Raw genomic sequence first — 26,997 nt, 5'->3', positions numbered from 1 at the left:
TTAATTTTGATTAAATGTTTCCTGGAATTTCGTTAAAAATAAATCAGTCGGTTGTTCATCATCTGCATCCACATCTTCTGGCAATGGTGGAAGCTCATTAATATTTTTTAAGCCAAAGTAATTTAAAAATTCCTTCGTTGTACCATATAAAATCGCACGGCCTGTTCCTTCTGCTCGACCTACTTCTTGCACTAATGCGCGGGATACAAGCGTTGCAATAGGTCGCTCACTTTTCACCCCTCGTATATCTTCTACTTCTGCACGAGTAATCGGCTGCTTGTACGCAATAATTGAAAGTACTTCTAAAGAAGCTGCCGTTAATACTTGGTTGGTCGGGTTTTCAATTAATCTTTTTAATGTATCTGCTACCTCTGGTTTTGTTGTTAGTTGATAGGTACCCGCAAGCTCTTTTAATGTGATGCCGCGTGATTCTTCGTCATCATATTGTGATTGTAGCTCGCTTAACCCTGCTTCAATATCCATTATTTCCACTTCAATATATTGTGCAAGCTGTTTTGCTGTCATACCTTCATCACCTGCTACGAATAATAATGCCTCAATTCGGCTCAATAATTTGTTCGAGTTCATCGTCAATTTCCTCCTTCTTTAGCAATACAGATAAATCGTCAAAGTTATTTTCTTGTTCTACAAAAACAACTTGACGTTTCATCAGCTCCAGTAATGTTAAAAATGTCAGTACAAGCATTGGTTTGTCATCTGATTCGAATAACTGTGAAAACAGCATTTTCCCACCTGATTGCTTTAAAATATTGACGACCGTCTGCATTTGTTCTTTTACTGAAATTTCCTGACGTGCGATTCTTGTTGATAATGGCTTTTTCAACTGTTTGCGACGCAATAACTTTTGGAATGCGCTTAACATATCGTATACATTGACATTTGTATCGAATAATGTCATTTGCTCTTTCGGCATATATTCCGATAAATCAGCAGGAGCTTTTGTAAACACTTGCCCACGTTCACTTTCAAGTTCTTGTAATTGGACTGCTGCTTCCTTGTACTTTTTATACTCGATTAAACGTGCTACTAATTCATCACGTGGATCCATTTCATCGACTTCGAATTCTTCCGCATCAATTTCGCCCTCATTAATCGGAATGAGCGTGCGACTTTTAATAGCAAGTAATGTTGCCGCCATAACTAAGTATTCGCTTGCTTCATTTAGCTCAAGCGTTTGCATCGCATGGATATGGTCAATATATTGTTCCGTCAGCTCTGCCATTGGAATATCATATATATCAATTTCCAGGCGGTTAATTAAATGTAACAATAAATCCAGTGGCCCACTAAAAGCCTCTAGCTTTACTTCATAAGACATATTCAAGTCACCTATCTTTTAAAATTGGATTAATTGTATAATTAAACATACGAGTATCGTTAATAGATTTCGAAGCTCAAAACACACCATACATTATAATTATTTGATACATGCTATACTAAAATTTACAGCTATCATTGGTATCATTTGTTTTAATCCATCATTAAGTATATTCGAAAGGAGTCCACAATGCATCCTTTGTTTCACCCACTGTTTATTGAGTACTGTGCTTATTTTAATGGCAATGAGGACTATTTTGAATGCCATGAAGTATTAGAAGAATATTGGAAGGAAGTCGCACCTGGTGAAAAACTTCACTCACTTGTAGGCTATGTCCAGCTTGCTACAGGTATGTATCATTGGCGTCGCGAAAATTTCAATGGCGCCGATCGGATATTTCAAAAAGCGATCAACAATTTTAAAAGCAATAAAAATTCACCATATTTTGATTATGTCTACTTTGAACAATTGATAGAGGACATGCAGCTACAACATAAACGTATAACAGCTCACGAAAAGTTCACGCGTATTAAAATTCCGATTAACCATCCGGAGCTTCACATAGCTGTGCTTGATAAAATCATAGCAACACCAACACTTGACCCACACTTCCTACTTAATAAACATATGCTACGTGACCGTTCCGATATTATCGCTTTGCGTGAAGCGAATAAGTTAAAAAACACAAATGATAAAACATCAAGGAACCAATAGGAAAATGAAAAAGATGAAATGGCCTATGTACCATTTCATCTTTTTATATTGAAGCAAAGTTAATTATCTGCTTCGTTATTTAATATAGGTTTACACTTTTGAACAAATGAATGTGTCTCATCATTGGCAACAATTTTGTCATAGCCCATTTCTTTAAGCTCTTGTAACATTTTTAAAGCTACACCTTCGCCACGATAAGATGGGATTACCGTAATATGTTGCAATGTTACTACATCGTTTTCTTCCACAATCCCGACAGCACCTACATATTCGTCATCCTTTTTCCACAAATACAACGTCCAATTTTCGTTTTGATCATATTGTTGAATGGTTTCCATTAAGCGTTTGATATCTTTTTCTTGTGGCATTAATGAAATTAATCCCATCGCAATTTTTTCAAGTGCTTTTTTATACCGAACTAACATTTTCACATTCCCTCAATTCTACCATTGCAAATCCTATCAAAAGATGAAAAGAAATGCAATAACACAATTTTCCAACGTTACAATGTGAGTGACAGTTTACTAATTTGACATTTTATTAACTAATGGACTAATTACGTAAATGAAAAGTAGAGACCACATAATAATACCTACTAACAGCCCCAAACCCCATTTCGCCTGCTTCGATAGTTTCAACGATTACTCACCCTTTTTTAATGTTAACGGTAGATCATTTACAACTAAATTTTCATAACTTTCACGTTGAATAGCTAATTGATGCTCCCCATTTTCTACAAACACTACTGCAGGACGTGGAACACGGTTGTAGTTTGATGCCATTGAATAGCCGTATGCCCCAGTACAGAACATTGCTAAAATATCACCTGTTTCCACCTTTTGTAAGGCAGCATCGATGATTAATTTATCACCAGATTCACAAAGCTTTCCTGCTACAGTATATGTACTTGTTTTTGCGTTGTTCGCTTTGTTCGCAATAACAGCCTCATATTTTGCATCATATAATGCTGGTCGGATATTATCGCTCATCCCACCATCAACCGCGATATATTCGCGCAAGCCAGGTACTGTTTTTTGCGAGCCAATTGTGTAAAGAGACGTTCCCGCATCTCCTACTAACGAACGGCCTGGCTCAATCCAAATTTCAGGCATTGTTAAGCTTAATTTTTCGCTTTCTGCTTGCACAGTTTTAATCATATCAGCTACATACTCATGAGGTTCAAGCGGCTTGTCTTCTGCTGTATAGCGAATACCAAAGCCGCCACCTAAGTTTAGTACTGTTGCTTCAAAGTCATGTTCTTGTTTCCAAGCACCCATCTTTTGCATTACTTTTCCAGCCGCTAAGCTAAAACCTTCTGTTTCGAAAATTTGCGAACCGATATGGCAGTGTAAACCTAAAAGGTTGATGAATTCATCATTAACAACTTGTTTAAATGCTTCATCTGCTTGACCGTTATTTAAGTCAAAGCCAAATTTCGAATCCGCTTGACCTGTTGTAATAAAGTCATGTGTATGTGCTTCAACACCAGGTGTCACACGTAATAATACGTTCATCTTTTGATTTTTTCTTTGAGCGATTTCTTTTAAAACAGCGATTTCATAGAAATTATCTACTACGATACAGCCAATTTTCGTATCGAATGCTAACTCAAGTTCAGCAATCGATTTATTGTTACCGTGGAAGTGAATGCGTTCTGCTGGGAATCCTGCTTTAATGGCAGTAAATAATTCGCCTCCTGATACAACATCAAGTGATAAATTTTCTTGTGCAGCTAATTGATACACTGCTACACAGGCAAATGCTTTTGAAGCATATGCAACTTGTGCTGTTACACCTAATTTTTCAAATGTATCAATAAAGCCACGCGCGCGTTTTCGGATTAACGCAGTATCGTAAACGAATAAAGGTGTTCTATATTGTTTTGCTAACTCTACTGTGTCAACGCCACCAATCATTAAATTTCCTTGTTCGTTTACTTGTTGTGTACCATAAAAATGCATGTCATTCTCCCCTAACTACGATTAGTCGCACTAATATTCATAAAAATCACAAAATATTATATGAGAACTTTAACATAGGAAAGTGTGTCATGCAATGTGCGTTCATGCGCGTTTTCGCTGTTTAGCACCAATGATATATGGTCGCAACGCGTCATCTGACATTGGAAAGCGAATAAACACTCGTAAGAATGCTTTAGGGAAGAATGGAACAAGCGGCCATAAATAAGGGACTTTCATCGGTTTTAATGCGCATAAATACGTGAATATCGCAAAAATTCCAATAAAAAATCCATTTATGCCAAATAGTGCTGTTACCGAAAGTAGCAATAAACGGAATACCTTCACCGAAATACTTAATTCATAATTGGGTATTGCAAACGTAAATATCGCACTAATGGCCGTGTATAGTACCACTTCACTAGAAAACAATCCAACATCAATTGCAATTTGACCAATTATAATCCCAGCAATTAAACCCATTGCAGTCGATAATGGCGTCGGGGTGTGAATAGCTGCTATTCGCAAAAATTCAATCCCGGTATCTGCTATCATAAGTTGCAAAAATAGCGGTACTTCACTTTTATCACTTATACCTATATACGATAATTGTTCAGGTATTATATGCTCATTTGTTATGAGCAAGTACCAAAATGGTAGTAGTAAAAAACTTAATAGCACTGCACCAAAACGTAATAAACGCATCATCGTGCCAATTAGAGGTGCTTGGCGATATTCCTCGGCATGCTGTAATAAATGAAACATCGTCACTGGCATAAGCATAACTGAAGGAGATGTATCCACAATAATCGCAATATGCCCTTCTAATAAATGTGCAGCAACAATATCAGGTCTTTCTGTGTAACGAACAAATGGTAGCGGATGGAATCTTTGCTTAAACAGCCATTCTTCTAATGATTTATCACTCATCGTTAGACCATCATGCTTAATTTGGCTTAGTCGCTCGATAATCCATTGTAAGTGATCCTCATTCACCAAATCGCCCATATAAGCAATAACAACATCGGTTTGACCATAAGTTGAAACACGATGCATTTGATAGCGAAGCTCTGTACTGCGAATACGCCGACGAATAAGCGCTACATTTTGGATGACATTTTCTGCGAAGCCGTCGCGAGAACCACGAATTACTTTTTCATTATCCGGTTCTTCTGGACTTCTGCCTGGATATTGGCGAAACTCCGCTAAAAATGCATAGCCACTCAACGTGATAAATCCTATTCGGCCACTTAAAATACCTAGTAGAAAATCATCAATTGATGTTACTTGTTCTTTATCGTGATAGTTAAAATGCTCTTCAAAATAGACATTTTCATCATCTATTTCTTCATGCTGTTCCCATTGCAAATTCGCTAACAATTTGGTCAAGCTGTCTCCGTTTACTAATCCACTAATATATACTGTCAGTGTCGGGAGATTTTTGATTGTGATTTCTTTTACGCATACGTCAAAAGTGTGATCCGTGTCAAAGCGTGATTCTAAGAATCCTTTTGCAATCTCTTTTGATGTAAATAGTTGATTCTTCATTTTTTCACCGCTTACTTGATATTGGTAGTTCTATCCATGTTTTTAATTGCGCTAAAATCTTTTTTTCCAAACGTGATACTTGCACTTGTGAAATACCGAGCCTGTCCGCAATTTCCGTCTGTGTTAAATCCAAATAATAGCGGAAATAGATAATCGATTGCTCTCGTTTTCCTAAACGTTTCAATAAATCTTTGAGCGTAATATAATCAAAAGCAAGCTGGGATTTATCGTCACGCATTTGATCCATAAGCGTAATCGAATCCCCATCATTTTCAAACAGTTGATCGTGTAGGCTCGCTGGGTCACGCATTGCATCTGTAGCCATTAAAATCTCATCCGGTGATACTTGTAAAATCGCAGCGAGCTCTGCAATTGACGGTGATTTTTCATTTGTTTTTAAATATTCATCCGTCGCATGACGAATTTTAAAATTAAGCTCGCGTATTGAACGACTAACTTTCACCATTCCGTCATCTCGTAAAAATCGTTGAATTTCCCCGATAATCATCGGTACGGCATAGGTCGAAAATTTCACATCATAGGATAAATCAAACTTATCTACAGATTTCATAAGCCCTATACAGCCAATTTGAAATAAATCTTCAAGCTCTACACCTCTTGAAGCAAAGCGCTGTACAATTGACCACACGAGCCTCGTATTGCCTTCGATCATCCGTTTTCTGGCCTCTGTGTCCCCTTCTTGAGACATTGCGATAAGCTCACGCATATGCGCTTGTGTTAATAACGTTTCAGATGACTGTTCGATTCTCTCCACCCCCCTATAGTCGTTACGTCACAAATGCTTGTAGTGGGGAAATTTGCTTTGTAAAAGTGATAATTGTTCCTTCACCAAGCGTTGATTCGATTTGTAAAAAATCAGCAAAACTTTCCATAATCGTAAAGCCCATGCCTGAACGTTCTAACTCTGGTTTTGTAGTATATAATGGCTCGCGTGCTTGCTCAATATTGGCAATTCCACAGCCTTCATCCTTAATTGCCACACTTATTTCTGCACCAAAGCGCGTGGCATGGACTGTAATCATGCCGTTTGGATTATTTGCATAGCCATGAATAATCGCATTCGATACTGCCTCTGATACGATTGTTTTGCATTCAGACAGTTCTTCAACGGTCGGATCTAATTGCGCCATAAAGCTTGTTACCGCAATACGTGCCAAGCTTTCATTTTCACTACGCGCTAAAAATGTAAGTGTCATTTCGTTATCCATTGAAAATCCCCCTTGCTACGTAAAATGACCTGTTCCTCTGTCGCAAAGCATATAAATTTTGATAACCCTGAAAATTGAAAGATTTTTTGCATTGTTGGTGATGGGTTAAGCAGCATTGTTTCTCCATCTACTGCCCTTAGTTCACGCATTCGCCCAAGTACTAATCCAATTCCCGCGCTATCCATAAATTGCAAATGCTCTAAATTCCAAACAAGCAGCCGTACATCTCCTTGCAAAATTGCTTTCGAAATATCTCCGCGTATTTTTTCGGTTTGATGATGATCGAGCTCTCCATAAAGCTTCACAATTAATAGCTGATTCGGGTACATCGTTACATTAAAATTCATACATGCCGCCTCCTTCTAGCTTCGATATTCGGCAACTAAAGTCGTTTTCCTATCACGTTGACAAAACAAGTGCACGTTCGCTATAAGTAGTGGATTTACGACAGCTAGATGCAGTATAGGTAAAAATTCTATGTTTTAATCATTTTCGGTTAGAAAAATACAACTCGCGCAAAAGAGCGCGAGTTGATGTCTTTTCTTATGTAGGTTACATTAAAAAACTTATACTTTTTTATCCACCAAACAAAAAAACAACCGTCTGAAAAAGGATGCTACCCTTTTAGACAGTTGTTTCGATCAATTTCGCCTCAGCGTAATTGCTTCCAGATTTTTTTTGAGCTTGCTCGAAAAAAAATCTGTGACATACGCCGTGGAACAAATTTTCTTCACGGGGTTTTACCCCCTTCTGAGACAAGTTAAATGGTTGTTTCTATAAGTTGTTTTGGTTGTTCTAATTGCTCACCATTCGCAAGCTGCTGACATTCACGAAACGCAAAATGCTTACAGCCAAAGCATTTGTTTTGATTAATAATTGAAATTGCTTCAGAAATTGCCTCGCCTGTTGATGCATAAAAATGATCCGCACCAATCAATTCAAGTAATCCGTTGCGTTCAAGCATGATTTGTAAACTTGGCTGTACACCACTGACAAGTATCATCCCACCATTGTTTTGGAAATCACGTACGATGCTTCGGAAATATTCCTCACCGGTTGAATCAATATAAGGTACCTTTCCTAAGCGCATTATAAATACTGCTGGTCGATAATGAAGTGTATTTAATATTGATTGTTCAAACGTTTGAGCCGCGCCAAAAAATAATGGTCCATCAATTGTATAAACACTAATTTGCGGACAATCATGTGTATCTGACACCATTTGCGATTGCAACTTCCCACCATGCTCTTCTAAATTCGGTAGCACCTTTGTTACCGTTAGCATATCACTCATTCGTTTCGCAAATAGGATAACCGCTAAAATTAAGCCTACCTGCACCGCAAATGTTAAGCTCGTAAATACGGTTAATAAAAACGTAATAACAAGTACAAGCGAATCCCCTGATTTGAGCTTTACAATATGTAAAAAATGATGACGTTCACTCATATTCCATGCCACCATCATTAGCACCGGTGCTAAACTCGCAAGTGGGATATGCACGGCAAGCGGTGCGAGCAATACTAATGTTAACAGTACAAATACCCCGTGGATGATGCCGGACATTGGTGAAGTTGCGCCAGTTTTAATATTTGTAGCCGTACGTGCAATCGCACCTGTCGCAGGAATCCCCCCGAATAACGGCGTCACAATATTAGCAACTCCCTGTCCGATTAGTTCACGATTACTATTATGCTTACTGTTTGTCATTCCATCTGCGACAACAGCAGATAATAATGACTCAATCCCGCCAAGCATCGCAATAACAAATGCAGGACCAATTAACAAATAGATTCGTTCAAATGTAATTTCAGGTATTTGAAATTGAGGTAACGTATTTGGTATTTCACCATATGTGGAACCGATTGTCGCTACTTGTCCTTGTAAAAACAGCACTGCAATAATAGTAGACACAATAATGCCAACAAGCGTACCTGGAACTTTTGGTAATAGGCGAGGTGTTAGTAAAATAAGCGCAAGGCAAATTCCCGCTACAAGCACACTATAATAATTGAATGTGCTCATATTTGAAGCAATTTCTAGCACATTCATATGAAACTTTTCATGCTGTTGCATATTCGATAGACCTAAAAAATTACCAACTTGTCCGGTAAAAATGATGACCGCAATCCCTGCTGTAAAGCCAACTGTCACAGGTCTCGGAATGAACTTTATGAGTGTGCCAAGCTTAAATACACCCATTAAAACAAGCATGACCCCCGCCATGAGTCCAGCAATTAATAGATTTTCATATCCGTAAACGAGTACAATCCCAAGTAAAACCGGAACAAAGGCACCAGTTGGCCCACCTATTTGGTATTTTGATCCACCTAGTAGCGATATTAATATCCCTGCAATTATCGCGGTGTATATGCCATATTCGGGTTTTACTCCTGATGCAATTGCAAAAGACATCGCCAGTGGAATTGCGATAATCCCAACAATTGTTCCCGAAATTAAATCCTTTTTAAAATGTGCAAATGTATACCCCTCAAATCTCCCCGACCACTTCAATTGCATAAGACCCCTTCTTTACAAATTAATGATTAAAACAGAAAATATTATTCACAAAATAGTATTAATATACACATTTTATCACATTTTAAAATTTTTCAAAGAGCAAAAAAGCTTACTGCAAAATTTCTAATCGCAATAAGCTTTTCTATAAACTACTCTGTAATAATCGCTTCGATTAATTTTGGTACTTCTACCTTATCAGCAGAAATGTGGAAATGCGCATAGATTTTTTCTAATACGTCGTCTACATTTTCAGTGTTGGCATGAATCGTCATTAATGACTCACCTTGTGCCACTTGGTCACCTACTTTTTTATGCAGTACTAAACCAACTGCTAAATCGATTTCAGATTCTTTCGTTGCACGACCTGCACCTAGTAGCATCGCAGCTGTGCCGATATCATCTGCTTCGATTTTTGCAACATAGCCATCTTGTTTAGCCGGTACTTCAATTTTGAATTTTGCTTGTGGTAAACGAGATGGGTCTTCTACTACTGAAGCATCGCCACCTTGAGCAGCGATGAATTTTTTTAGCACTTCTAATGCTGAGCCGTTTGCTACAACATCTTCGAGCATTTTGCGTGCTTCTTCGATTGTTTCAGCTTTACCGCCAACAACAACCATTTGAGCACCTAATGTATAGCAAAGCTCGTTTAAGTCTGCTGGACCGTTACCTTTTAACGTATCGATGGCTTCTTGAACTTCAAGTGCGTTACCGATTGCAAAACCTAATGGTTGGCTCATATCTGAGATAATGGCCATTGTTTTACGTCCGATATTGTTTCCGATTTTCACCATTGCTTGTGCAAGTTTGATTGAATCTTCCACTGTTTTCATGAATGCACCGTCACCTGTTTTCACATCAAGAACGATAGCATCTGCGCCAGCTGCAATTTTTTTCGACATAATAGAACCAGCGATTAAAGGAATACTTGAAACGGTACCAGTAACATCTCGTAATGCGTATAGCTTTTTATCAGCAGGCGTTAAGTTACCAGATTGTCCGATAACCGCCATGCCAATTTCATTTACTTGTTTCGAGAACTGTTCGCTCGATAATTCAACATGGAACCCTTCAATTGATTCTAATTTATCAATCGTACCACCTGTATGACCTAAACCACGACCACTCATTTTCGCAACTGGAACACCAACTGCTGCTACCATTGCTGCAAGTGGTAAAGTTGTTGTATCACCTACACCGCCAGTTGAGTGCTTGTCTACTTTCACACCAGCAATTGAAGATAGGTCGATTTGGTCGCCTGATTCTACCATTGCCATTGTTAAGTCCGCGCGTTCACGATCAGTCATGTCTTGAAAATAAATCGCCATACATAAAGCACTTGCTTGATAATCGGGAATTGACCCATCTGTATAGCCCTCTACAAAGAAGCGAATTTCCTGTGTAGATAGTTCTTCGCCATTACGCTTTTTTTCAATAATGTCAACCATTCTCATGTTGATTTTCCCCCTTATTTCAACTCATTTAAGAAGCTCTTTCCGAATTCCGGTGCAGCGATGTTAAAGTTTGCTGCAACTGTTGCTGCGATATCTGCGAATGTTTCGCGTAATGGTAATTCAGTACCTTGTTTAAAGCGTGGTGAATATACGATTAACGGAACATATTCACGGGTATGGTCTGTACCAGGGAAAGTTGGGTCATTGCCGTGGTCAGCCGTAATTATTAATAAATCATCTTCAGATAATGCTTCAAGCACTTCTGGTAAACGACGGTCAAACTCTTCTAACGCTTCGCCATAACCGATCGGATCACGACGGTGGCCGAAGTTCGCATCGAAATCTACTAGGTTTAAGAAGCTCAACCCATTGAAGTCTCGACGAACGACATCCGCCATTTTGTCCATTCCGTCTGTATTATTTTTCGTACGAATGGCTTCTGTGACACCATCACCATTAAAGATGTCAGAAATTTTACCGATCGCAATAACATCTAAACCTTCATCTTTCATTTCAGCCATCGTTGTGCGACCAAATGGCGTTAACGCATAATCATGACGATTCGACGTACGTGTAAAGTTCCCTGGCACACCTACGAATGGACGTGCAATAACGCGACCCACTAAAAATTTAGGATCTAATGTTAATTCACGTGCGATTTCACATATTTTATATAATTCATCTACTGGAATAATTTCCTCGTGAGCCGCAATTTGTAAGACTGGATCCGCCGATGTATAAACAATAATTGCACCAGTTTCCATATGTTCTTTCGCATAATCATCGATCACCGCTGTACCGCTGTATGGTAAATTACAAAGTACTTTGCGTCCTGTAGCTGCTTCTAGTTTTGTAATTAGATCTTGTGGGAAGCCTTCAGGGTATACTTTAAATGGCTTGTCGATGTTTAAGCCCATGATTTCCCAATGCCCTGTCATTGTATCTTTCCCAACAGAAGCTTCTTGCATCATACCGTAATAGGCAGCTGGTGATTCGCTTTTTGCGATTCCTTGTAGCTCACGAATGTTCGATAAGCCCATTTTCTCCATTGTTGGCATGTTTAAGCCGTTCATTTTTTCTGCGATATGTCCTAATGTATGTGAGCCAACGTCACCAAATTTGTCTGCATCTGGTGCTTCACCAATGCCTACTGAGTCCATTACGATTACATGTATTTTTTTAAAAGGTTGCATTATACTGTTCACTCCTCTTTCTACACTCTTATTTTACATAATAAGTTGCAACAAATAAAGGTCAGACATCCGATTTTGAAAAGGTTTTCATAAATTTATTAGCTTTACGCCCTCGGATGGAATTGTTTGTATACTTCAGATAATCTTGTTTTACTTACATGCGTGTAAATTTGCGTTGTGGAAATATCGGAATGTCCTAATAATTCCTGTACTGCACGTAGGTCTGCTCCGTTTTCGATTAAATGGGTCGCAAATGAATGACGCAGCACGTGAGGTGTAATTTCTTTTGTGATATCGGCCGTTTGAGCATGTTCTTTTATAATTTTCCAGCAGCCCTGTCTAGTGAATCGTTTCCCTCTTTGTGTAATAAAAAACGCATCATTTTTCGGGGCATTGCCGAGCAGATGCGGTCTTGCCTCATTTAAATAATTGGTACATGCTGTAAGTGCACCACGCCCTAGTGGAATAATACGTTCCTTCCCCCCTTTACCAAATACACGCACAAAGCCCATCGTAATATGCACATCTTCAAGATTTAATGCAATCAATTCACTAATCCGCATACCTGAGCCATACATCATCTCTAAAATTGCAATATCTCGTATTCCTTGAGGCTTTTCAATTGATGGTGCTGAAATGAGTGCATCAATATCTTCTATTGAAAGCACTTTCGGTAAAGTCTGTTCTTTTTTTGGCATTTCTAGATGCACCGTCGGATCATTGTCGCATACTTTTTCACGCAATAAAAATTGGTGAAAAGAACGAATTGATGAAATATGTCGCGAAACGGTTTTACTTGATTTTCCTACTGCACGCAAACTATCTAAATACAATAAAATATTATCGCGTAGCACTTGATTGAAGTCAGCAAGTTTTTGCTCATGAAACAAATGACGCGCATAAGATACTAAATCTCTTTTATAAGATTGCAATGTATTGTCTGATAATTGGCGTTCTACTTTTATAAAATGAAGGTAATCATCAATTGGATCTTTCAATGCTTGCATATTTATCGCCTCACTTACTATTTAGTCTTATTATTTTAACACTTTCCAATTATTTAAGCGCAGCATAAATTCATCTTGAAACTGTTTTTCTACCAAAAATTTTCCACCGTTAATGTTTATTTTACAATTTGAATATTATACGTTATCCTTACAAGTGTAACGTTTTGGATAGGAGTGATAACTTGGGATCGACAAATTAAAAATTGGAGAACTTGCCTCTGCGACAGGTGTGACAAAACGAACTATCGATTATTATACAAATTTAAATCTGCTTACTGTAGAGCGTTCGGCATCCAATTATCGCTACTACGATAAAACAATGATCGAACGTATTCATTGGATTGAACAGCAAAAACAACAAGGTAAATGTTTAGAAGAAATTCATAAAATGCTATTACCTACAGAGGATGCACCAGAAGAAATCGATGTTCAGGACATCCGTCTACAAATGCGCAAACTTGAGCATGACGTCACGATATTAATGGAGCATCTAGATGACACAGAGCGAAAAAAATTGCGGAAAAAAGTGTCACCTGAAAGTGTTGCACTTATGCAATCACTATTATTAATTTTAAATAACTAGGAGGTGAACGTTCTACTTCGTGAGTAGAACGCTTGTTTGACCACAGTCATTAACTTAATTATTTTCGCGGTATTAATCGCCTTGACAGCCTTTTTCGTTGCAACTGAGTTTGCTATTGTTAAAGTCCGTCAATCTCGTATTGATCAGCTTGTTGCTGAAGGAAAAACCGGCTCATTGGCAGCCAAAAATGTAACAACTCATTTGGACGAATATTTATCAGCGTGTCAGTTAGGGATTACTGTAACAGCACTTGGTATTGGTATGGTCGGGGAATCAACGTTTGAATTTATTTTACATCCGCTGTTTGACGCAATCGGCATTCCTACTGACTATGTACATTGGTTTACATTAGGTGGCGCATTTTTCCTTGCAACATTTTTCCACGTAGTTGTTGGTGAATTAGCACCAAAAACAATTGCAATCCAAAAGGCTGAAGCGATTACATTAGCATTTGCAAAACCAATTCAATTATTCTATAAACTGATGTTTCCATTAATCTGGTTGCTAAATGGTTCTGCACGTGTTTTATTAAAAGCATTCGGTATGCAACCAGCAAGTGAGCATGAACTATCACACACAGAAGAAGAATTACGCTTGCTATTATCTGAAAGCTACAAATCAGGCGAAATTAACATGACTGAATTAAAATATGTAAACAATGTATTTGAGTTCGATGACAAGATCGCACGTGAAATTATGGTACCCCGTACAGATATAGTTGGCTTTGACATAACGGCAACTTTTGAAGAGGTTTTAACGCAAATATCAGAAGAACGCTACACTCGTTACCCAGTTTACGACGGTGACCGCGACAATATTTTAGGTTTTTTAAATATTAAAGACTTCCTAACATTAGGAATGAACAATCGTATTGTTTCTGCATCTTTTAAACTAGAAGACTATATCAATCCAATGATTCGTATTATAGAAACGACACCAATTCAAAACCTACTACAAATTATGCAAAAGAAACGTATTCATATTGCGATTTTGTTAGATGAATATGGTGGAACTAGTGGTATGGTAACAGTAGAAGATATTTTAGAAGAGCTTGTTGGAGAAATTCGCGATGAGTTTGACGATGATGAAATCCCAAACATTCGTAAAATTGGTGATGACCATTACTTAATTTATTCGAAAGTGTTAGTTGACGATGTTTGTAAGTTGTTACACTTAGATATTGAAGATCCAAATATCGATACAATCGGTGGTTGGTACTTTGCGAACATGCCTGAACTACAATCGGACGAATCATTTATATTCGAAAACTATGAATTTAAAATCCACGAGATTGATGGATTACAAATTCAATATTTAGATGTGAAAAAACTTCATGACGTTTTAGAACTGTTATAAAACTTTTTCACCTATTCCCTGCTAACAATATTTAAGCAGAAAAAAAGGCTGCGCGAAAAGTAAATACTTCTCGCGCAGTTCTTCGTTCGTGTATTAATTACCCGCTGCAGGCGGTGCTTCTGCGGTGGTCGAAATAGGAACGAATGCTAAAACCGTCACATCGTGTGACAACGCATTCATGACCAGCATCGTGCTGGCCTCCATCCTCGGCGCAAAGGGGGTGTCCCAGAATCACTTCTCGGACACCCCCTTTTTTGATCATAGATTACTATTTGTCTTCTCCAGAGTCATCACTATTATCGTGACAACGCCAACAAATTCCATGGAATGTTAGGCGGTGATCTTTAATCATAAAGTTCCAGCGTTTTTCCACGATTGCTTCTACATCTTCTAATAAATCTTCTTGAATTTCATCTACTGCGCCACATTCGATACAAACTAAATGGTGGTGGAAATGCTTTGCACCTTCCTGACGTAAATCATAACGAGATACACCATCACCAAAGTTAATTTTATCGACGATTTTCAGCTCTGTTAGAAGCTCTAACGTACGATACACTGTTGCTAAACCAATTTCAGGTGCTTTTTCTTTTACTAATAAGTAAACATCTTCAGCACTTAAATGATCTTCCTCATGCTCAAGTAATACCGCTACTGTCGCTTCTCGCTGTGGCGTCAGCTTATAGCTCGCACTATGCAGTTGCTTTTTAATTCGATCAATTCGGCTCTCCATATGTGACGCCCTCCTAAACTCACTCCATTATACCAAATGTCTAAATCTTATTACAAGACAATGATTTATTTAAATAAGTAAGTTATTGCGAAATTTTCTAAAGTCCCTATTAAAACAAACACAAATAATAAAATAAGCACTCTATTATAAGGTAATTTCCGTTTAAGTGCCCTACTAGATTGTTGACGTTTCATCACTTCATAAAGCATGATTAGTAAAATACCATACAACAATTGAAACGGAAACCACCAATACGCGTACATTTTTATAGAATCATGCTGCACCAATAAAAAAACAGAGCTCAGTCCTAAAAATGTCATTTTTATAGCAATAAAAATGAGTGCTATTTTTGCTAAATATTGATGTGTTGAAAAGAATAATACAATAATTATGCTCACAAGAAAAGGAACTACATTCCAAAAGATTGTAGGCTTTTCCAATGATAATAATCGTTGATCAAAAATTGTAATCACTTGCTTGATTTGAGCCATTTCAAATAGTTGATAACACAATACGCCACATATAAAACATATGACAATCATCGATGTGTATTGAATTGTTAAATAATTTCGCACACAGACCGCCCCCTTGTCCATACAACTTATGCTGATTGACAGACGGTATGCATTATTTTTTATTGTTGTAATTTCATCCAAAGAATTGCAAAGGCCGTTTTGGCATCATAAATGCGCTCATCTGCGACCATCGCCTCAGCCTCTTGTACGGTAACTTCCATTAACTCAACAAATTCATCTTCATCGAGCTCTGCTGCGACTTTTAATTTTGTTAAATTTTTTGCAACATAAATATGAATAATTTCGTCTGCAAAACCAGGAGAGGTTGCAAACGCTTGGACAAATGTTAAGTCGTCTGTTGTATAGCCTGTCTCTTCTTCTAGTTCGCGGCGTGCTGTCATAATTGGCATCTCACCCTTTTCGAGCTTGCCTGCTGGGATTTCGATAATGGAACGCTCTAATGCTTTTCGATATTGCTCCACTAGAAGCAATTTATTATCCTCAGTAATCGCAATGACTGCAACTGCGCCTGGATGATTAATAATTTCTCGCTTTGATGTAGCCCCGTTTGGCAATGTCACATCATCCACCTTTAATGAAATTACTTTCCCATTAAAAATAGGAGTTGATTGGATTGTGCGCTCTTCAAACTTATTCATCATATCGCCTCCACTTGTTCTGCAACTTGTTTTCATTGTACCATTAGAAATGGAAATTCTAAAATAAAGAAATGATGGAGGTGTTCCAATGAAAAATCGTACTTTAGGAAATAGCGCAATCAAAATTTCAGAAGTCAGTCTAGGCTGTATGTCTCTTCCTCCTATCGCTCAGGAAGCCAAGCAAATCATTGATACCGCAATCGATGCAGGTATTAATTATTTTGATACAGCTGATTTATATGACCGTGGAGAAAATGAAAAGGTTGTAGGTGAAGCATTGAAAGCGCACCGTAACAACATTATTATAGCAACAAAAGTAGGTAATCGCTGGCAAGACGGCAAGGATAGCTGGTGCTGGGATACGTCAGCAAGCTATATTAACAATGCTGTGCGAGATAGCTTGCGTCGCTTGCAAACAGATTATATTGACGTCTATCAGCTACATGGCGGCACACTAGATGATAATTGGGAAGAAATTATCGATACATTTGAAGGGTTAAAAAAAGAAGGGTTAATTCGTGAATACGGGATTTCATCAATTCGTCCTAACGCTTTCTTACCTTTTTTGAAAAATAGCGCTGCGATAAGCAATATGATGCAATTTAATATTCTTGATGAGCGTGCAAGTGAGTTTTTCGAGTCAATCGAACAGAATGGGGCTTCTGTCGTGACGCGTGGTTCTGTCGCAAAAGGGCTCTTAACAAATGAATGGCGCAAACGCTTAAAACCATTTATGAGCTACGATGAAGCACAGGCAACAATACTTTTAGAAAAAATTGAAGCACTTTACGGAGATGTACATGCAGCGGCAATTGCGTTTAACTTGCAACATAGTGCTGTGAGTTCAACAGTCATTGGTGCCCGTACGATACAGCAATTACAGCAAAACTTAGCAGCCTATGAAAAAGCTCAATCAATCGACAATATCAATCAATTGGCTCATTATACGCGTCAGGACCGTTATACCGATCACCGATGAGAAAATCGATTTTTTTCGTAGTGACTGGTTTGATTGTTGTCGTCATCATGTCGAACATGAGTTACGAACAGCAATCACTAATTCCCTTGCTGCAAGATGTTTTACAGGATAAACCGTTAGAGCATTGGCTTAGTCAGCTCCAGTTTCATTATTGGGGTGGCATTGTTTCCGTTGAGACGAAAGGTTATTTTAAATTTATTGAATTTTTGATTCGTAAAGGTACTCATTTCTTTGGGTACGGGCTTTTAGCACTAATTTTATTTAGCTTTTACAATCGCTTAAAATGGCGATTTCCAATGATACTTAGCTTTTTAAGCGTTGTGGTCATTGCAAGTTTAGATGAATATCGCCAAAGCATGATACCCGGACGAATAGGGGTGATGGGTGATGTTATGTTAGACGCGTGTGGCGCGTTGACATTTTTACTCATCGCAAAACTCATTCTTGTTATGTATCATTATGTAAAAAGGTAGCGCTGATTTTTTTCAGCACTACCTTTTTTCGGAAAAATCAAAATAAGAAACGACATCATTTCGCGTCAAAATAGCGCGAAATGTGTTATTCTAACTAAAACTTCGAGCCTTGGTCACCGTATTGGTTAAATAATTCTTCAAAGCTCATATTTTTTTCGCGTTGCTTTTTCTCGAACTTCGCTTTTGCAATACGTTCTTCCTCTTTTGCTTGCTCATCGGCAACCATTTCCTGCTTCGCCGCTTTTAATTTTGCTAGTACATCTCCACCCAGTTGATCGGCCAATGTTGCAGCTTTTTCTTTTGGTAATTCAAATTCTGAAGTTTGACGTTGTTGTTTCTTTTTTGCCATTGTACTCACCTTTTTCATTTGTTAACGTTTAATGATTGTTGCTACCCCTTGACCACCACCAATGCAAAGTGTGGCTAAACCATAGTTTGCGTCTTGCTTTTGCATTTCGTGTAATAGCGTTACTAATATACGTGCCCCGCTTGCTCCAATAGGGTGTCCAAGTGCAATCGCACCGCCATTAACATTTAGTTTATCATGATTGAATGCCAATTCGCGATCCACAGCAATTGATTGTGCTGCAAATGCTTCATTCGCTTCAATTACATCCATTTCGTCTAGTGTTAAATTTGCTTTTGTTAAAGCTTTTTTTACCGCTTGAACCGGACCAATACCCATAATTGCCGGATCAACACCTGCACTTGCATTTGCAACAATAGTCGCCATTGGTTTAATGCCGAGCTCTAATGCACGCTGCTTTGACATAACAACAACCGCAGCCGCTCCATCATTAATACCTGATGCGTTTCCTGCAGTTACCGAACCATCCTTTTTAAATGCTGGACGTAAACTACCTAATTTTTCTGCTGTTGTGCCAGATTTCACGTACTCATCTTGTGCAAATACAATCGGCTCCCCTTTACGCTGCGGAATTTCAACTGGTACGATTTCCTGTGCGAACTTTCCTTCTGCAATTGCCTGTGCCGCTTGTTGTTGTGAACGTGCTGAAAACGCATCCTGTTCATCACGAGTAATGTCATATTGATCGCATAAATTTTCCGCAGTAACGCCCATATGATAATCGTTAAATGCGCACCATAATCCATCCTTAATCATGGTATCAATAATTTTTTGGTCGCCCATTCGGAAGCCTTCTCGAGCATTTTGCATAATATAGGGTGCCTGGCTCATATTTTCAAAGCCACCTGCGATAACGATTTCTGCATCTCCCGCTAAAATTGCTTGCGCTGCTAAATGAACTGCTTTTAAACCCGAGCCACATACTTTATTAATCGTCATGGCGGGTACTGCAGATGGAATCCCGGCTTGGATACTCGCCTGTCTCGCTGGATTTTGACCTGTGCCTGCTGCTAATACATTTCCCATAATGACTTCATCTACAAGTGCTGAATCTAAATTAATTCGTTGTAAAGCCTCTTTAATGACAATACTACCTAATGTTGGTGCTGCAATATCTTTTAATGTTCCTTGGAACGCACCAATTGCGGTACGTACTGCACTTACAATTACTACTTCTTGTGTCATAAACCTTTGCCCCTTTCATACTCCATCCCATAGCAAACAATGTTGCTTATTAAAAATTTTATCAAACATTTTCCATTTTTAACACCCAAGTTCACTAACATTATTTGGTACATTTTAGTTGATTTCTGTTCGATGTTCATTGAATAATAAAGTTATCAAGGGAGTGACTTCATATGAAAAAGCGTACGTTATTTTTATCTGGAAGTATCGTGACAACATTGCTTGCCGCTGCGACAACGGTAACAGGTGTCGTAATGACAAATCGCCTTATGTATATTAAGAAAAAAGACGATGCTTTCATTTTAGAGCGTGAAATTACCTCAAAGCGTTTTGATGAGGCATGGTACGAGGGATGTCCAAAAGAGTTACTATCAATCAAATCCCCAAACGGCTATATGATAAGCGGCATTTTTTTAAAACCGTTAGAAACGAAAAATACCGTGATCATTTGTCATGGTGTTACGGAAAACAAAATCAATTCTATGCGCTATGCACGTTTGTTCGAACGACTTGGTTTTAACGCGGTTGTTTATGACCATCGTCGTCATGGCGAATCAGAAGGAAAAACGACAAGCTACGGCCATTACGAGAAATTTGATTTACAAGCAGTTGTTGCTAAAGTGCGCGAAGAAATTGGACCAGATGCGATTTTAGGCATTCACGGTGAATCCATGGGCGCTGCGACAACGCTGTTATATGCTGGAACAATTGCTGATGATGCGGACTTTTATATTTCGGATTGTGCCTTTTCTAACTTCCCCGCTTTGTTAAAAGAAATTTTTGAAAATACAGTGCCAATTGATGCCAAATATACGATTTCCTTTGCTGACTTTTTCATGCGTATTCGAGATGGCTACTCAGTAAAAGAAGTAATGCCAATCGTTGCAGTTAAACATATCGAAAAGCCTGTAATGTTTATCCACAGCACACCAGACGATTTCATTCCTTCTAGAATGGCCGAGGAATTATACGAAGCTAAGCCTGAGCCGAAAAGACTCAAATTATTTGATCAAGGGGCGCATGCTAAGTCATTTAATGAAAATCCTGGTGATTACGAGCAAGCAGTAGCGAAGTTTTTACATGATTTTGTGCCCGCCTACCGAAGCGATACTCATACATTATTATAAGTGAAAAGCTGAACGCTACGATTTCATTACCGTAACGTTCAGCTTTTTAGTCTTCATTAAAAACAATATGCCATTCTGCGCGTTTGTCTAAAAACTCTTTCGCTAACGCCTGTGCACCTTCTAAACTATGGCTCGCTGCCCAACCGCATTGTACTTCATTACATGCAGGTACTGAAGTTGCTGCCAACACATCTTGTGCTGTTTTTTCTAAAATTGCTAAGATACCTTCGTAATCATCATAATTAATGAATGATACATAGAAGCCTGTTTGGCAACCCATAGGCGATAGGTCTACTACGGCATCTGAATGATTGCGAATGCGGTCAGCCATTAAATGCTCTAATGAGTGAAGCGCTGGCATTTCCATATGTTCTTTGTTTGGTTGCTTAAAGCGAATATCGTATTTTGTTACAACATCCCCTTTTACGCCTTGTTTTGTACCAGCTAAGCGTACATATGGAGCAACTACCTTTGTATGATCTAAGTCAAAGCTTTCTACGTTTGTTTTCTCAGTCGTCATTTTGCGTCCCTCCAAATTGTATTCCTTCTTTAGATTAGACCACTGGGACGATAGAATCAATAGAATATTCAGATTTTTATAGCGCGAATTGATGTCTTTTCTTATGTGGATTTCCTTAAAAACTTATACTTTCCTATTCACCAAGAAAGGAAATCCCCAGCTATATGGCATTTAACAGGATGAGGTGGTAAATTAGAGTGAACACGTAACCATTAATTGTGAAACTTTATGTTTCAGGATTAAACAAAATTATTACATTTTATTTAGTAAGGACTGGGTTTTTTATATGGAAATTAAAAAAGTGACTTGGTTAGAGCTTTTTTCAGATTTACTATTTGTTGGTGCAATATCCGTCGTTACAGGCGTGTTATTTCACGTTGAGGATGGAGAAATACCGACCGAATTTATTTTTAAATTTATTTTAATCTTTATTCCGATTTGGTGGAGCTGGGTTGGTCAAACGCTATTTACCAATCGTTTCGGCAAAGATTTAATCCATCATCGAATTTTTCTGATTACCCAAATGATTTTTTCGTTAATTATGATTGCCAGCTTAAATACAGACTTTGATTCTTATTTTATTCCCTTTTTAGTCGGCTATTTAGGTGTACGTGCGTTAACGGCGATCCAGTATAGCGTAGTTGCTCGGGTTGAGACCGAAGCACAAAAACAGGCCGCGCAATTTTTAGGGAGATATTTTTGGGTAGGGATTGTCATTTCGCTCTGCTCTGTATTTTTTGACTCGTGGTGGCGCTATGGTTTTTTATATGCAGGTATTTTAATCGATATCATCGTGCCACTTTTTGGTCGTAAATATCTCATTAAGAGTCCCGTAAATAGCGAGCATCTCATTGAAAGATTTAGCCAGTTTACAACGATTTTATTTGGTGAAATGCTTGTCAGTACTATTGTGATCATTCAACCGCATCCGGGAGAATGGGAAAATATATTGTACGGCGCGTTATTTTTCATTTTAATTATTTCGATGGGCTGGCAATACTTTGATAACTTAGATTTTAAAGTGAATAAAACGACGCAGGCTACCGGCCACCGAATTATTTATGGCCATTTATTCATTTTAATGGCAATTAGTATGATTACTATTTCCGTTCGCCTTTTATTTGAGGCAAAAATGAATACGGTATTTATTCTTGAATTTATTTTCTTTGCTATGCTAATGTATGTAGTTGCTACTTTATTTGTATTCCATCCGTTTCGTGAGGCAAATGTAAAATTAAAAAAGCATTATTTTTTAATACTTCTAATCTTTTTACTATGCTTTATCGTTATGATTTTCATTAATAGTATCGCCATTTCAAACTTTTTTATTTTAATGATGATGGTTTTATTTTTCGTCTTGTACGCAGTTATTTCATTAAAATAGCGGCTGAAAATGAAGTTTACTGACAGCATCAATAATATCAGCCAGTCGACGGTATTGTTCCGGTGACTGGCTGTTTCGTTTCATATAAAATTGTAGACTCATTTTCTTGTGAATAGCTGTGCAATAACAGACACCTCATACAAAATTAATACCTCTCTAAAAAAAACGCACAAAAAAGCCACCACAACAATCCGCAAGCGAACCATTAGGTAGCCTTGATTTCATTATTTATCTTGGAACTTGTTCATTTGCGACATCATTTGACGTACTTGCTTTTCAGATGGTTTGCGTCCCATTTGTGCCATCATTACACGAATCATTTGTTCGTTAATAGGTGGGTTCTCTTTTAAATACTTCATCATATATTGTCGAGCTGCGTAGAAACCGATTGCAACACCCGCGATTAAAGCAATAATAATACCTAAAATCCATGCCCATGTCATAACTTGTCCAACCTCCTCCGCTACCTATGTACCGAGAAAAACTCTCCATGAAGGATTATACACTAAAAAGAATAGTCTTTCTATATATTTAATTTGAACAATTTAGGCTTACTCACCCTCAGCCTCTAGACCTAGTTGAAAATACAATTACAGGTCGTTATGAAAGAGTTGCATACACGGTACTATTAAGACATCAAATACGAGGAGGAACAATACAATGAAGAAGTTTTTCTTATATTCAGCAGGCTTTGTAGCAGCGATTATCGCGTTTGGTTTATTAGCACCGGTTGCTGGATTACTAGTATCAGGCTTACTACTTGCAGCAGGCTTACATTATTACACAGAAAGCACAAGTACTTTTGGAAAAGTAATGAGCTTAGTTGTCGCACTTGCTGGTTTAATAAGCGCATTATCAAACATCCCAGGCTTTATCGGCTTAGTCGCAATCGGAATTGTATTCTACATTTACAAAGCACGTAATAACGAAAAGGTCGAAATTCTCTCTAAAAAAGAAGACGATCCGTTTACAAATTTCGAACGCGAATGGGCTAACTTAAACAAATAATAAGGAGTGAATGCATAATGAAAAATTTATTAACAAAGTTCAAATACTCAATTCAAGCAGACTTACACGAATTATTCGATAAGAAGGTAGAAAAAAATCCAATCAAAATGTTAAACCAATACATTCGTGAAGCAGAGAAACAAACAGAAGAAACAGGTAAATTACTGGCACGCCAAGGTCAACTGAAAAAAGAGTTAGAAGTACAATTTTCACAAACAATTGATATGCTTGAAAAACGCGAATCACAATTAACAATTGCACAAAGCACAGAAGAAGCTGAATTAATTGCCTTTGCACAAGATGAAGTAGCTGCCTATACTACACGCAAACAAGCATTACTAACAAGTATTGATGCAGCAAACAACGAATACTTCGCACTTGAGCGTAAATTCGAAACAATGAAGCATAAAATTAAAGACATGAAAGTACGCCAACTGCAATTAATGGGTAAAGAAAATGTCGTACGTGCCAACTATCAAATGGATAAAGTGTTAACAACAAATAATGCCGATAATTTTGATGAGCTATCAAGCTATATTGACGACTTATCACAAAACATCGAGCGTAAATATGAAGTCACATCATTTGAAGCGCGTTTAGCACAATTAGAAAAAGAGCAAAAACTAATCGATCAACCAAAATAATGGTATAATAGAGCAAATATACTAGCGCTTTAGCTAAACTAAGAGTGTCCCCCACTTATAGAAGTGGAGGACTTCTGTACCTGTCGCTTTGCTTATGGTACAAAAAGATTTTGCTGAATCAAGTTCAAGGAGAAAGCCTTAAAGTGCTTTCTCCATTTTGTACGTTTAAGGAGGGACATCATGCCGAAGATTACAACCGATCACCTTGCTATCATTGTGATTTGCTTTGCCCTTGTCGTGTTAATCGAATTGACATTATTCAATAATGGTACGGTGTTTTTACTGATTATTGGTGCAGCCCTATTGTATTTTAGCTTTAAAAAGAAAAAGCAATACTTACTATGGGCTGGACTTTTCTTTTTATTTTTAGCTGTCATTAACATTTGGACATTGCGCCTACTGATTATTGGTACTCTAATTTTTTTACTGTATCAATATTTAACGAAAAAAGAGCAAGTACTAGAAATCAAAAAACATATAACGTCTATTGCGCAGCAAAATCAGTTAATCGGTACTACAAATGCACCAACAGAAAGCTATCAGTGGCAGGATGTGCATATACAACGTTTTATTGGAGATATAACAATTGATGCGACTGAAACCATTTTACCACCTGGAAAGTCGCTTATCGTCATTCAGCAGTCACTTGGTAAAATTCGTATTGTCGTCCCCTACGAAGTAACCGTTCAATTGAATTATTCAACACTATACGGCCAAGCGACATGTTTCAGCTATGCACCAAAACAATGTGTGAATGAGCAATTACAATTTGACGACGGCCCACAAGATGCAAAACGTATACTTGTCATCTATGTGACTACTTGGATTGGGGATGTGGAGGTGCAACGCGCATGATTGCCTTTTTAGTCCGCTTAACGATTCTCTTATTACTTTTTCTATCTTTCGCATTCAATATTTTAATTTTTTTATACGGCGCACCGCAGGAGGATACATGGCGCTTTTTAATAGATAATCGCGAATTTGATCTGCCTCTCGCTGCAATAATGGTCATTGTCGCAGCAAGCTTTAGCTTTTTTATTGCCATTTGGATGACTATTGCCGTAAAACTAAAGGAAAATCAAACGACACGTCTTGTCAAAAAAGTGGCACAGCCAGATTTTCCTCAAAAAGTAAAACATGCAAATAGCTCTCTAAAAAAAGCATTGCATGATGCAAACGAACTGATCGAAACACAGCGTTCATCATTACAGCGCCTAGCAAGTGAAAAGGTAGAAACAAACGATGCGATTGTTCAAGAACGCCTACTTGCCGAGCGCCAGCGTTTAGCACGTGAACTACACGACTCTGTATCACAGCAGCTTTTTGCGGCATCCATGCTTCTATCTGCATTAACTGAGCAAGAAGCTAACGAACATTCACAAAAACAGCTAGCCCAAGTCGAGAAAGTCGTACAGCAAGCCCAACTTGAAATGCGCGCGTTGCTGTTACATCTACGCCCTGTCGCACTGCGCAATAAAAGCTTGGCAGAAGGATTAGAGGATTTAATTGTTGAGCTTCAAGAAAAAGTGTACTTTAATATTGACTATCAAATCGAAGAAATTACACTAGGAAAAGCCGAAGAAGACCATCTTTTCCGCATCGCCCAAGAAGCATTATCCAATACGCTACGTCATGCAAAAGCGAACGAAGTCGAGCTATTATTTATTTCGCGTGACGACTTAGCCATTTTACGCATTCAAGATAACGGCCTTGGCTTCGATAATGACGGTGATAAAACCTCCTCTTACGGCCTACGCAATATCGCAGAGCGTGCGGTAGAAATTGGTTGTTCGTATAAAATTGTATCCGTTCCAAACAAGGGGACAATTGTTGAAGTAAAAGTTCCATTAAAGAAGGAGGAACAAACAAATGATTAAAGTCGTCATTGCAGATGACCATGAAATGGTTCGAATTGGTGTAGCCGCTTACCTTTCTGCACAACCGGATATTGAAGTAATCGGAGAAGCATCGAATGGCCAAGAAGCGATAGAAAAAGCACTTTCCCTAAAGCCTGATATTGTGCTCATGGACAATGTCATGCCTATTAAAAATGGGGCACAAGCAACTGCCGAAATTTTAGCAAGCTGGCCGCAAGCAAAAGTGATGATGGTAACTAGCTTTATTGATGATGATAAGCTATATCCTGCGTTAGAAGCTGGTGCCGTAAGCTATATTTTAAAAACAAGTAATGCCAAGCAAATTGCCGATGCGATTCGTAAAACGATTGCAGGTGAAACGGTACTAGAACCCGAAGCAACAACAAAGGTCATGGCGCGTATGCGTGGAGTTGCCCCTGCATTACATGACCATTTAACAGAGCGCGAAATGGAAGTATTGCAATGTATGGCGCGCGGTTTAGCGAATCAAGAAATTGCCGAGGAATTATTTATTGCCTTAAAAACGGTAAAAACACATGTTAGTAATATTTTAAGTAAATTAGAAGTTCAAGACCGCACCCAGGCTGTTGTCTATGCGTTCCAAAATGGACTTGTAAAATAAGGAGT

General features: G+C 38.2%; 31 protein-coding genes. 12 read left to right on the top strand and 19 right to left on the bottom strand.

The annotated features are described in order from the left end of the window. Complete coding sequence (gene scpB, locus O7776_RS05715; protein WP_241368197.1) at window positions 1-588, bottom strand: SMC-Scp complex subunit ScpB; 588 nt, start codon at window positions 586-588, stop codon at window positions 1-3. Further along, the gene (locus O7776_RS05710; protein ID WP_274309644.1) at window positions 557-1,339 is read right to left on the bottom strand and encodes a segregation/condensation protein A; all 783 of its coding nucleotides are present in this window, start codon (window positions 1,337-1,339) and stop codon (window positions 557-559) included. Before O7776_RS05710 ends, scpB begins: the two co-directional genes overlap by 32 nt. A 189-nt stretch (window positions 1,340-1,528) precedes the next feature. On the opposite strand from O7776_RS05710, the gene O7776_RS05705 reads away from it, so the two are divergent. After that, complete coding sequence (locus O7776_RS05705; RefSeq protein ID WP_274309643.1) at window positions 1,529-2,053, top strand: DUF309 domain-containing protein; 525 nt, start codon at window positions 1,529-1,531, stop codon at window positions 2,051-2,053. Window positions 2,054-2,112: 59 nt separating this feature from the next. Here the strand turns inward: O7776_RS05705 and O7776_RS05700 are convergent, their stop codons facing one another. The 10 genes from O7776_RS05700 to xerD form a co-directional block, all read right to left on the bottom strand. Beyond that, entirely contained in the window at window positions 2,113-2,478 is a 366-nt protein-coding gene (locus O7776_RS05700) for a GNAT family N-acetyltransferase (protein ID WP_241368194.1), read from the bottom strand. Between the two features lie 216 nt (window positions 2,479-2,694). After that, on the bottom strand, window positions 2,695-4,014 hold the full coding sequence (gene lysA / locus O7776_RS05695; protein WP_274309642.1) for a diaminopimelate decarboxylase: 1,320 nt from the start codon (window positions 4,012-4,014) through the stop codon (window positions 2,695-2,697). A gap of 102 nt (window positions 4,015-4,116) precedes the next feature. Next, on the bottom strand, window positions 4,117-5,559 hold the full coding sequence (locus tag O7776_RS05690) for a spore germination protein (RefSeq protein ID WP_274309641.1): 1,443 nt from the start codon (window positions 5,557-5,559) through the stop codon (window positions 4,117-4,119). 4 nt (window positions 5,560-5,563) lie between these two features. Continuing rightward, window positions 5,564-6,334, bottom strand: coding sequence for a SigF/SigG family RNA polymerase sporulation sigma factor (locus O7776_RS05685; RefSeq protein WP_274309640.1), 771 nt, complete (start codon window positions 6,332-6,334; stop codon window positions 5,564-5,566). 13 nt (window positions 6,335-6,347) lie between these two features. Continuing rightward, entirely contained in the window at window positions 6,348-6,788 is a 441-nt protein-coding gene (gene spoIIAB, locus O7776_RS05680; RefSeq protein WP_241368190.1) for an anti-sigma F factor, read from the bottom strand. Beyond that, window positions 6,773-7,135: an STAS domain-containing protein gene (locus O7776_RS05675; protein WP_274309639.1), complete on the bottom strand. Its 363-nt coding sequence runs from the start codon at window positions 7,133-7,135 to the stop codon at window positions 6,773-6,775. Before O7776_RS05675 ends, spoIIAB begins: the two co-directional genes overlap by 16 nt. A 413-nt stretch (window positions 7,136-7,548) precedes the next feature. Beyond that, complete coding sequence (locus tag O7776_RS05670; protein ID WP_274309638.1) at window positions 7,549-9,306, bottom strand: SulP family inorganic anion transporter; 1,758 nt, start codon at window positions 9,304-9,306, stop codon at window positions 7,549-7,551. Between the two features lie 149 nt (window positions 9,307-9,455). Further along, complete coding sequence (locus O7776_RS05665; protein ID WP_274309637.1) at window positions 9,456-10,760, bottom strand: pyrimidine-nucleoside phosphorylase; 1,305 nt, start codon at window positions 10,758-10,760, stop codon at window positions 9,456-9,458. A 14-nt stretch (window positions 10,761-10,774) separates the two neighbouring features. Further along, window positions 10,775-11,953, bottom strand: a complete 1,179-nt coding sequence (deoB, locus tag O7776_RS05660) for a phosphopentomutase (RefSeq protein ID WP_274309636.1) — start codon at window positions 11,951-11,953, stop codon at window positions 10,775-10,777. Between the two features lie 104 nt (window positions 11,954-12,057). Then, window positions 12,058-12,960: a site-specific tyrosine recombinase XerD gene (gene xerD / locus O7776_RS05655; protein ID WP_274309635.1), complete on the bottom strand. Its 903-nt coding sequence runs from the start codon at window positions 12,958-12,960 to the stop codon at window positions 12,058-12,060. Between the two features lie 229 nt (window positions 12,961-13,189). Between xerD and O7776_RS05650 the strand changes: the two genes are divergently transcribed. Both O7776_RS05650 and O7776_RS05645 read left to right on the top strand, forming a co-directional pair. Further along, the gene (locus O7776_RS05650) at window positions 13,190-13,543 is read left to right on the top strand and encodes a MerR family transcriptional regulator (protein ID WP_420802151.1); all 354 of its coding nucleotides are present in this window, start codon (window positions 13,190-13,192) and stop codon (window positions 13,541-13,543) included. Between the two features lie 36 nt (window positions 13,544-13,579). Further along, window positions 13,580-14,899, top strand: coding sequence for a hemolysin family protein (locus tag O7776_RS05645; protein ID WP_274309634.1), 1,320 nt, complete (start codon window positions 13,580-13,582; stop codon window positions 14,897-14,899). Between the two features lie 268 nt (window positions 14,900-15,167). Here the strand turns inward: O7776_RS05645 and fur are convergent, their stop codons facing one another. The 3 genes from fur to O7776_RS05630 all read right to left on the bottom strand — a co-directional run bounded on the left by fur (window position 15,168) and on the right by O7776_RS05630 (window position 16,806). Continuing rightward, window positions 15,168-15,632 carry a ferric iron uptake transcriptional regulator gene (gene fur, locus O7776_RS05640; RefSeq protein ID WP_241368182.1) on the bottom strand — a complete coding sequence of 155 codons (465 nt, stop codon included), beginning with the start codon at window positions 15,630-15,632 and terminating at the stop codon, window positions 15,168-15,170. 65 nt (window positions 15,633-15,697) lie between these two features. Continuing rightward, window positions 15,698-16,207, bottom strand: coding sequence for a hypothetical protein (locus tag O7776_RS05635; protein ID WP_274309633.1), 510 nt, complete (start codon window positions 16,205-16,207; stop codon window positions 15,698-15,700). A gap of 59 nt (window positions 16,208-16,266) precedes the next feature. Further along, complete coding sequence (locus tag O7776_RS05630) at window positions 16,267-16,806, bottom strand: NUDIX domain-containing protein (RefSeq protein ID WP_274309632.1); 540 nt, start codon at window positions 16,804-16,806, stop codon at window positions 16,267-16,269. A gap of 88 nt (window positions 16,807-16,894) precedes the next feature. Here O7776_RS05630 and O7776_RS05625 point away from each other — a divergent pair, with 88 nt between their 5' ends. Continuing rightward, entirely contained in the window at window positions 16,895-17,785 is an 891-nt protein-coding gene (locus O7776_RS05625) for an aldo/keto reductase (protein WP_274309631.1), read from the top strand. After that, on the top strand, window positions 17,782-18,258 hold the full coding sequence (locus O7776_RS05620; RefSeq protein WP_274309630.1) for a VanZ family protein: 477 nt from the start codon (window positions 17,782-17,784) through the stop codon (window positions 18,256-18,258). Before O7776_RS05625 ends, O7776_RS05620 begins: the two co-directional genes overlap by 4 nt. Window positions 18,259-18,352: 94 nt before the next feature. Here O7776_RS05620 and O7776_RS05615 read toward each other — a convergent pair whose 3' ends face one another. Together O7776_RS05615 and O7776_RS05610 are read right to left on the bottom strand one after the other, a co-directional pair. Next, entirely contained in the window at window positions 18,353-18,607 is a 255-nt protein-coding gene (locus O7776_RS05615) for a YqkE family protein (RefSeq protein WP_274309629.1), read from the bottom strand. A gap of 21 nt (window positions 18,608-18,628) precedes the next feature. Then, the gene (locus tag O7776_RS05610; RefSeq protein ID WP_274309628.1) at window positions 18,629-19,810 is read right to left on the bottom strand and encodes an acetyl-CoA C-acetyltransferase; all 1,182 of its coding nucleotides are present in this window, start codon (window positions 19,808-19,810) and stop codon (window positions 18,629-18,631) included. Between the two features lie 173 nt (window positions 19,811-19,983). Between O7776_RS05610 and O7776_RS05605 the strand changes: the two genes are divergently transcribed. Next, entirely contained in the window at window positions 19,984-20,937 is a 954-nt protein-coding gene (locus O7776_RS05605) for an alpha/beta hydrolase (RefSeq protein ID WP_274309627.1), read from the top strand. 46 nt (window positions 20,938-20,983) lie between these two features. On the opposite strand, the gene O7776_RS05600 is transcribed toward O7776_RS05605, so the two are convergent. Continuing rightward, on the bottom strand, window positions 20,984-21,457 hold the full coding sequence (locus tag O7776_RS05600; RefSeq protein WP_274309626.1) for an S-ribosylhomocysteine lyase: 474 nt from the start codon (window positions 21,455-21,457) through the stop codon (window positions 20,984-20,986). A gap of 286 nt (window positions 21,458-21,743) precedes the next feature. Here O7776_RS05600 and O7776_RS05595 point away from each other — a divergent pair, with 286 nt between their 5' ends. Continuing rightward, window positions 21,744-22,841: a low temperature requirement protein A gene (locus tag O7776_RS05595; protein ID WP_274309625.1), complete on the top strand. Its 1,098-nt coding sequence runs from the start codon at window positions 21,744-21,746 to the stop codon at window positions 22,839-22,841. Window positions 22,842-23,065: 224 nt separating this feature from the next. Here the strand turns inward: O7776_RS05595 and O7776_RS05590 are convergent, their stop codons facing one another. Beyond that, the gene (locus O7776_RS05590) at window positions 23,066-23,284 is read right to left on the bottom strand and encodes a YneF family protein (protein ID WP_241368173.1); all 219 of its coding nucleotides are present in this window, start codon (window positions 23,282-23,284) and stop codon (window positions 23,066-23,068) included. Between the two features lie 217 nt (window positions 23,285-23,501). Between O7776_RS05590 and O7776_RS05585 the strand changes: the two genes are divergently transcribed. The 5 genes from O7776_RS05585 (at window position 23,502) to O7776_RS05565 (ending at window position 26,992) form a co-directional block, all read left to right on the top strand. Beyond that, window positions 23,502-23,849, top strand: a complete 348-nt coding sequence (locus O7776_RS05585; protein WP_274309624.1) for a lmo0954 family membrane protein — start codon at window positions 23,502-23,504, stop codon at window positions 23,847-23,849. 17 nt (window positions 23,850-23,866) lie between these two features. Further along, entirely contained in the window at window positions 23,867-24,493 is a 627-nt protein-coding gene (locus O7776_RS05580; RefSeq protein WP_274309623.1) for a PspA/IM30 family protein, read from the top strand. Window positions 24,494-24,673: 180 nt separating this feature from the next. After that, window positions 24,674-25,348: a cell wall-active antibiotics response protein LiaF gene (gene liaF, locus O7776_RS05575; protein ID WP_274309622.1), complete on the top strand. Its 675-nt coding sequence runs from the start codon at window positions 24,674-24,676 to the stop codon at window positions 25,346-25,348. Next, window positions 25,345-26,370 carry a sensor histidine kinase gene (locus O7776_RS05570; RefSeq protein WP_274309621.1) on the top strand — a complete coding sequence of 342 codons (1,026 nt, stop codon included), beginning with the start codon at window positions 25,345-25,347 and terminating at the stop codon, window positions 26,368-26,370. The genes liaF and O7776_RS05570 overlap by 4 nt, the downstream gene beginning before the upstream one ends. Beyond that, the gene (locus O7776_RS05565) at window positions 26,363-26,992 is read left to right on the top strand and encodes a response regulator transcription factor (RefSeq protein WP_274309620.1); all 630 of its coding nucleotides are present in this window, start codon (window positions 26,363-26,365) and stop codon (window positions 26,990-26,992) included. The genes O7776_RS05570 and O7776_RS05565 overlap by 8 nt, the downstream gene beginning before the upstream one ends. The last annotated feature ends 5 nt before the right edge of the window (window positions 26,993-26,997 follow it).

The organism is Solibacillus daqui, assembly GCF_028747805.1.
Lineage (GTDB): Bacteria > Bacillota > Bacilli > Bacillales_A > Planococcaceae > Solibacillus > Solibacillus daqui.
Note: the sequence above shows the minus strand (reverse complement) of the source record. Positions and strands in the feature narration are given on the sequence as shown.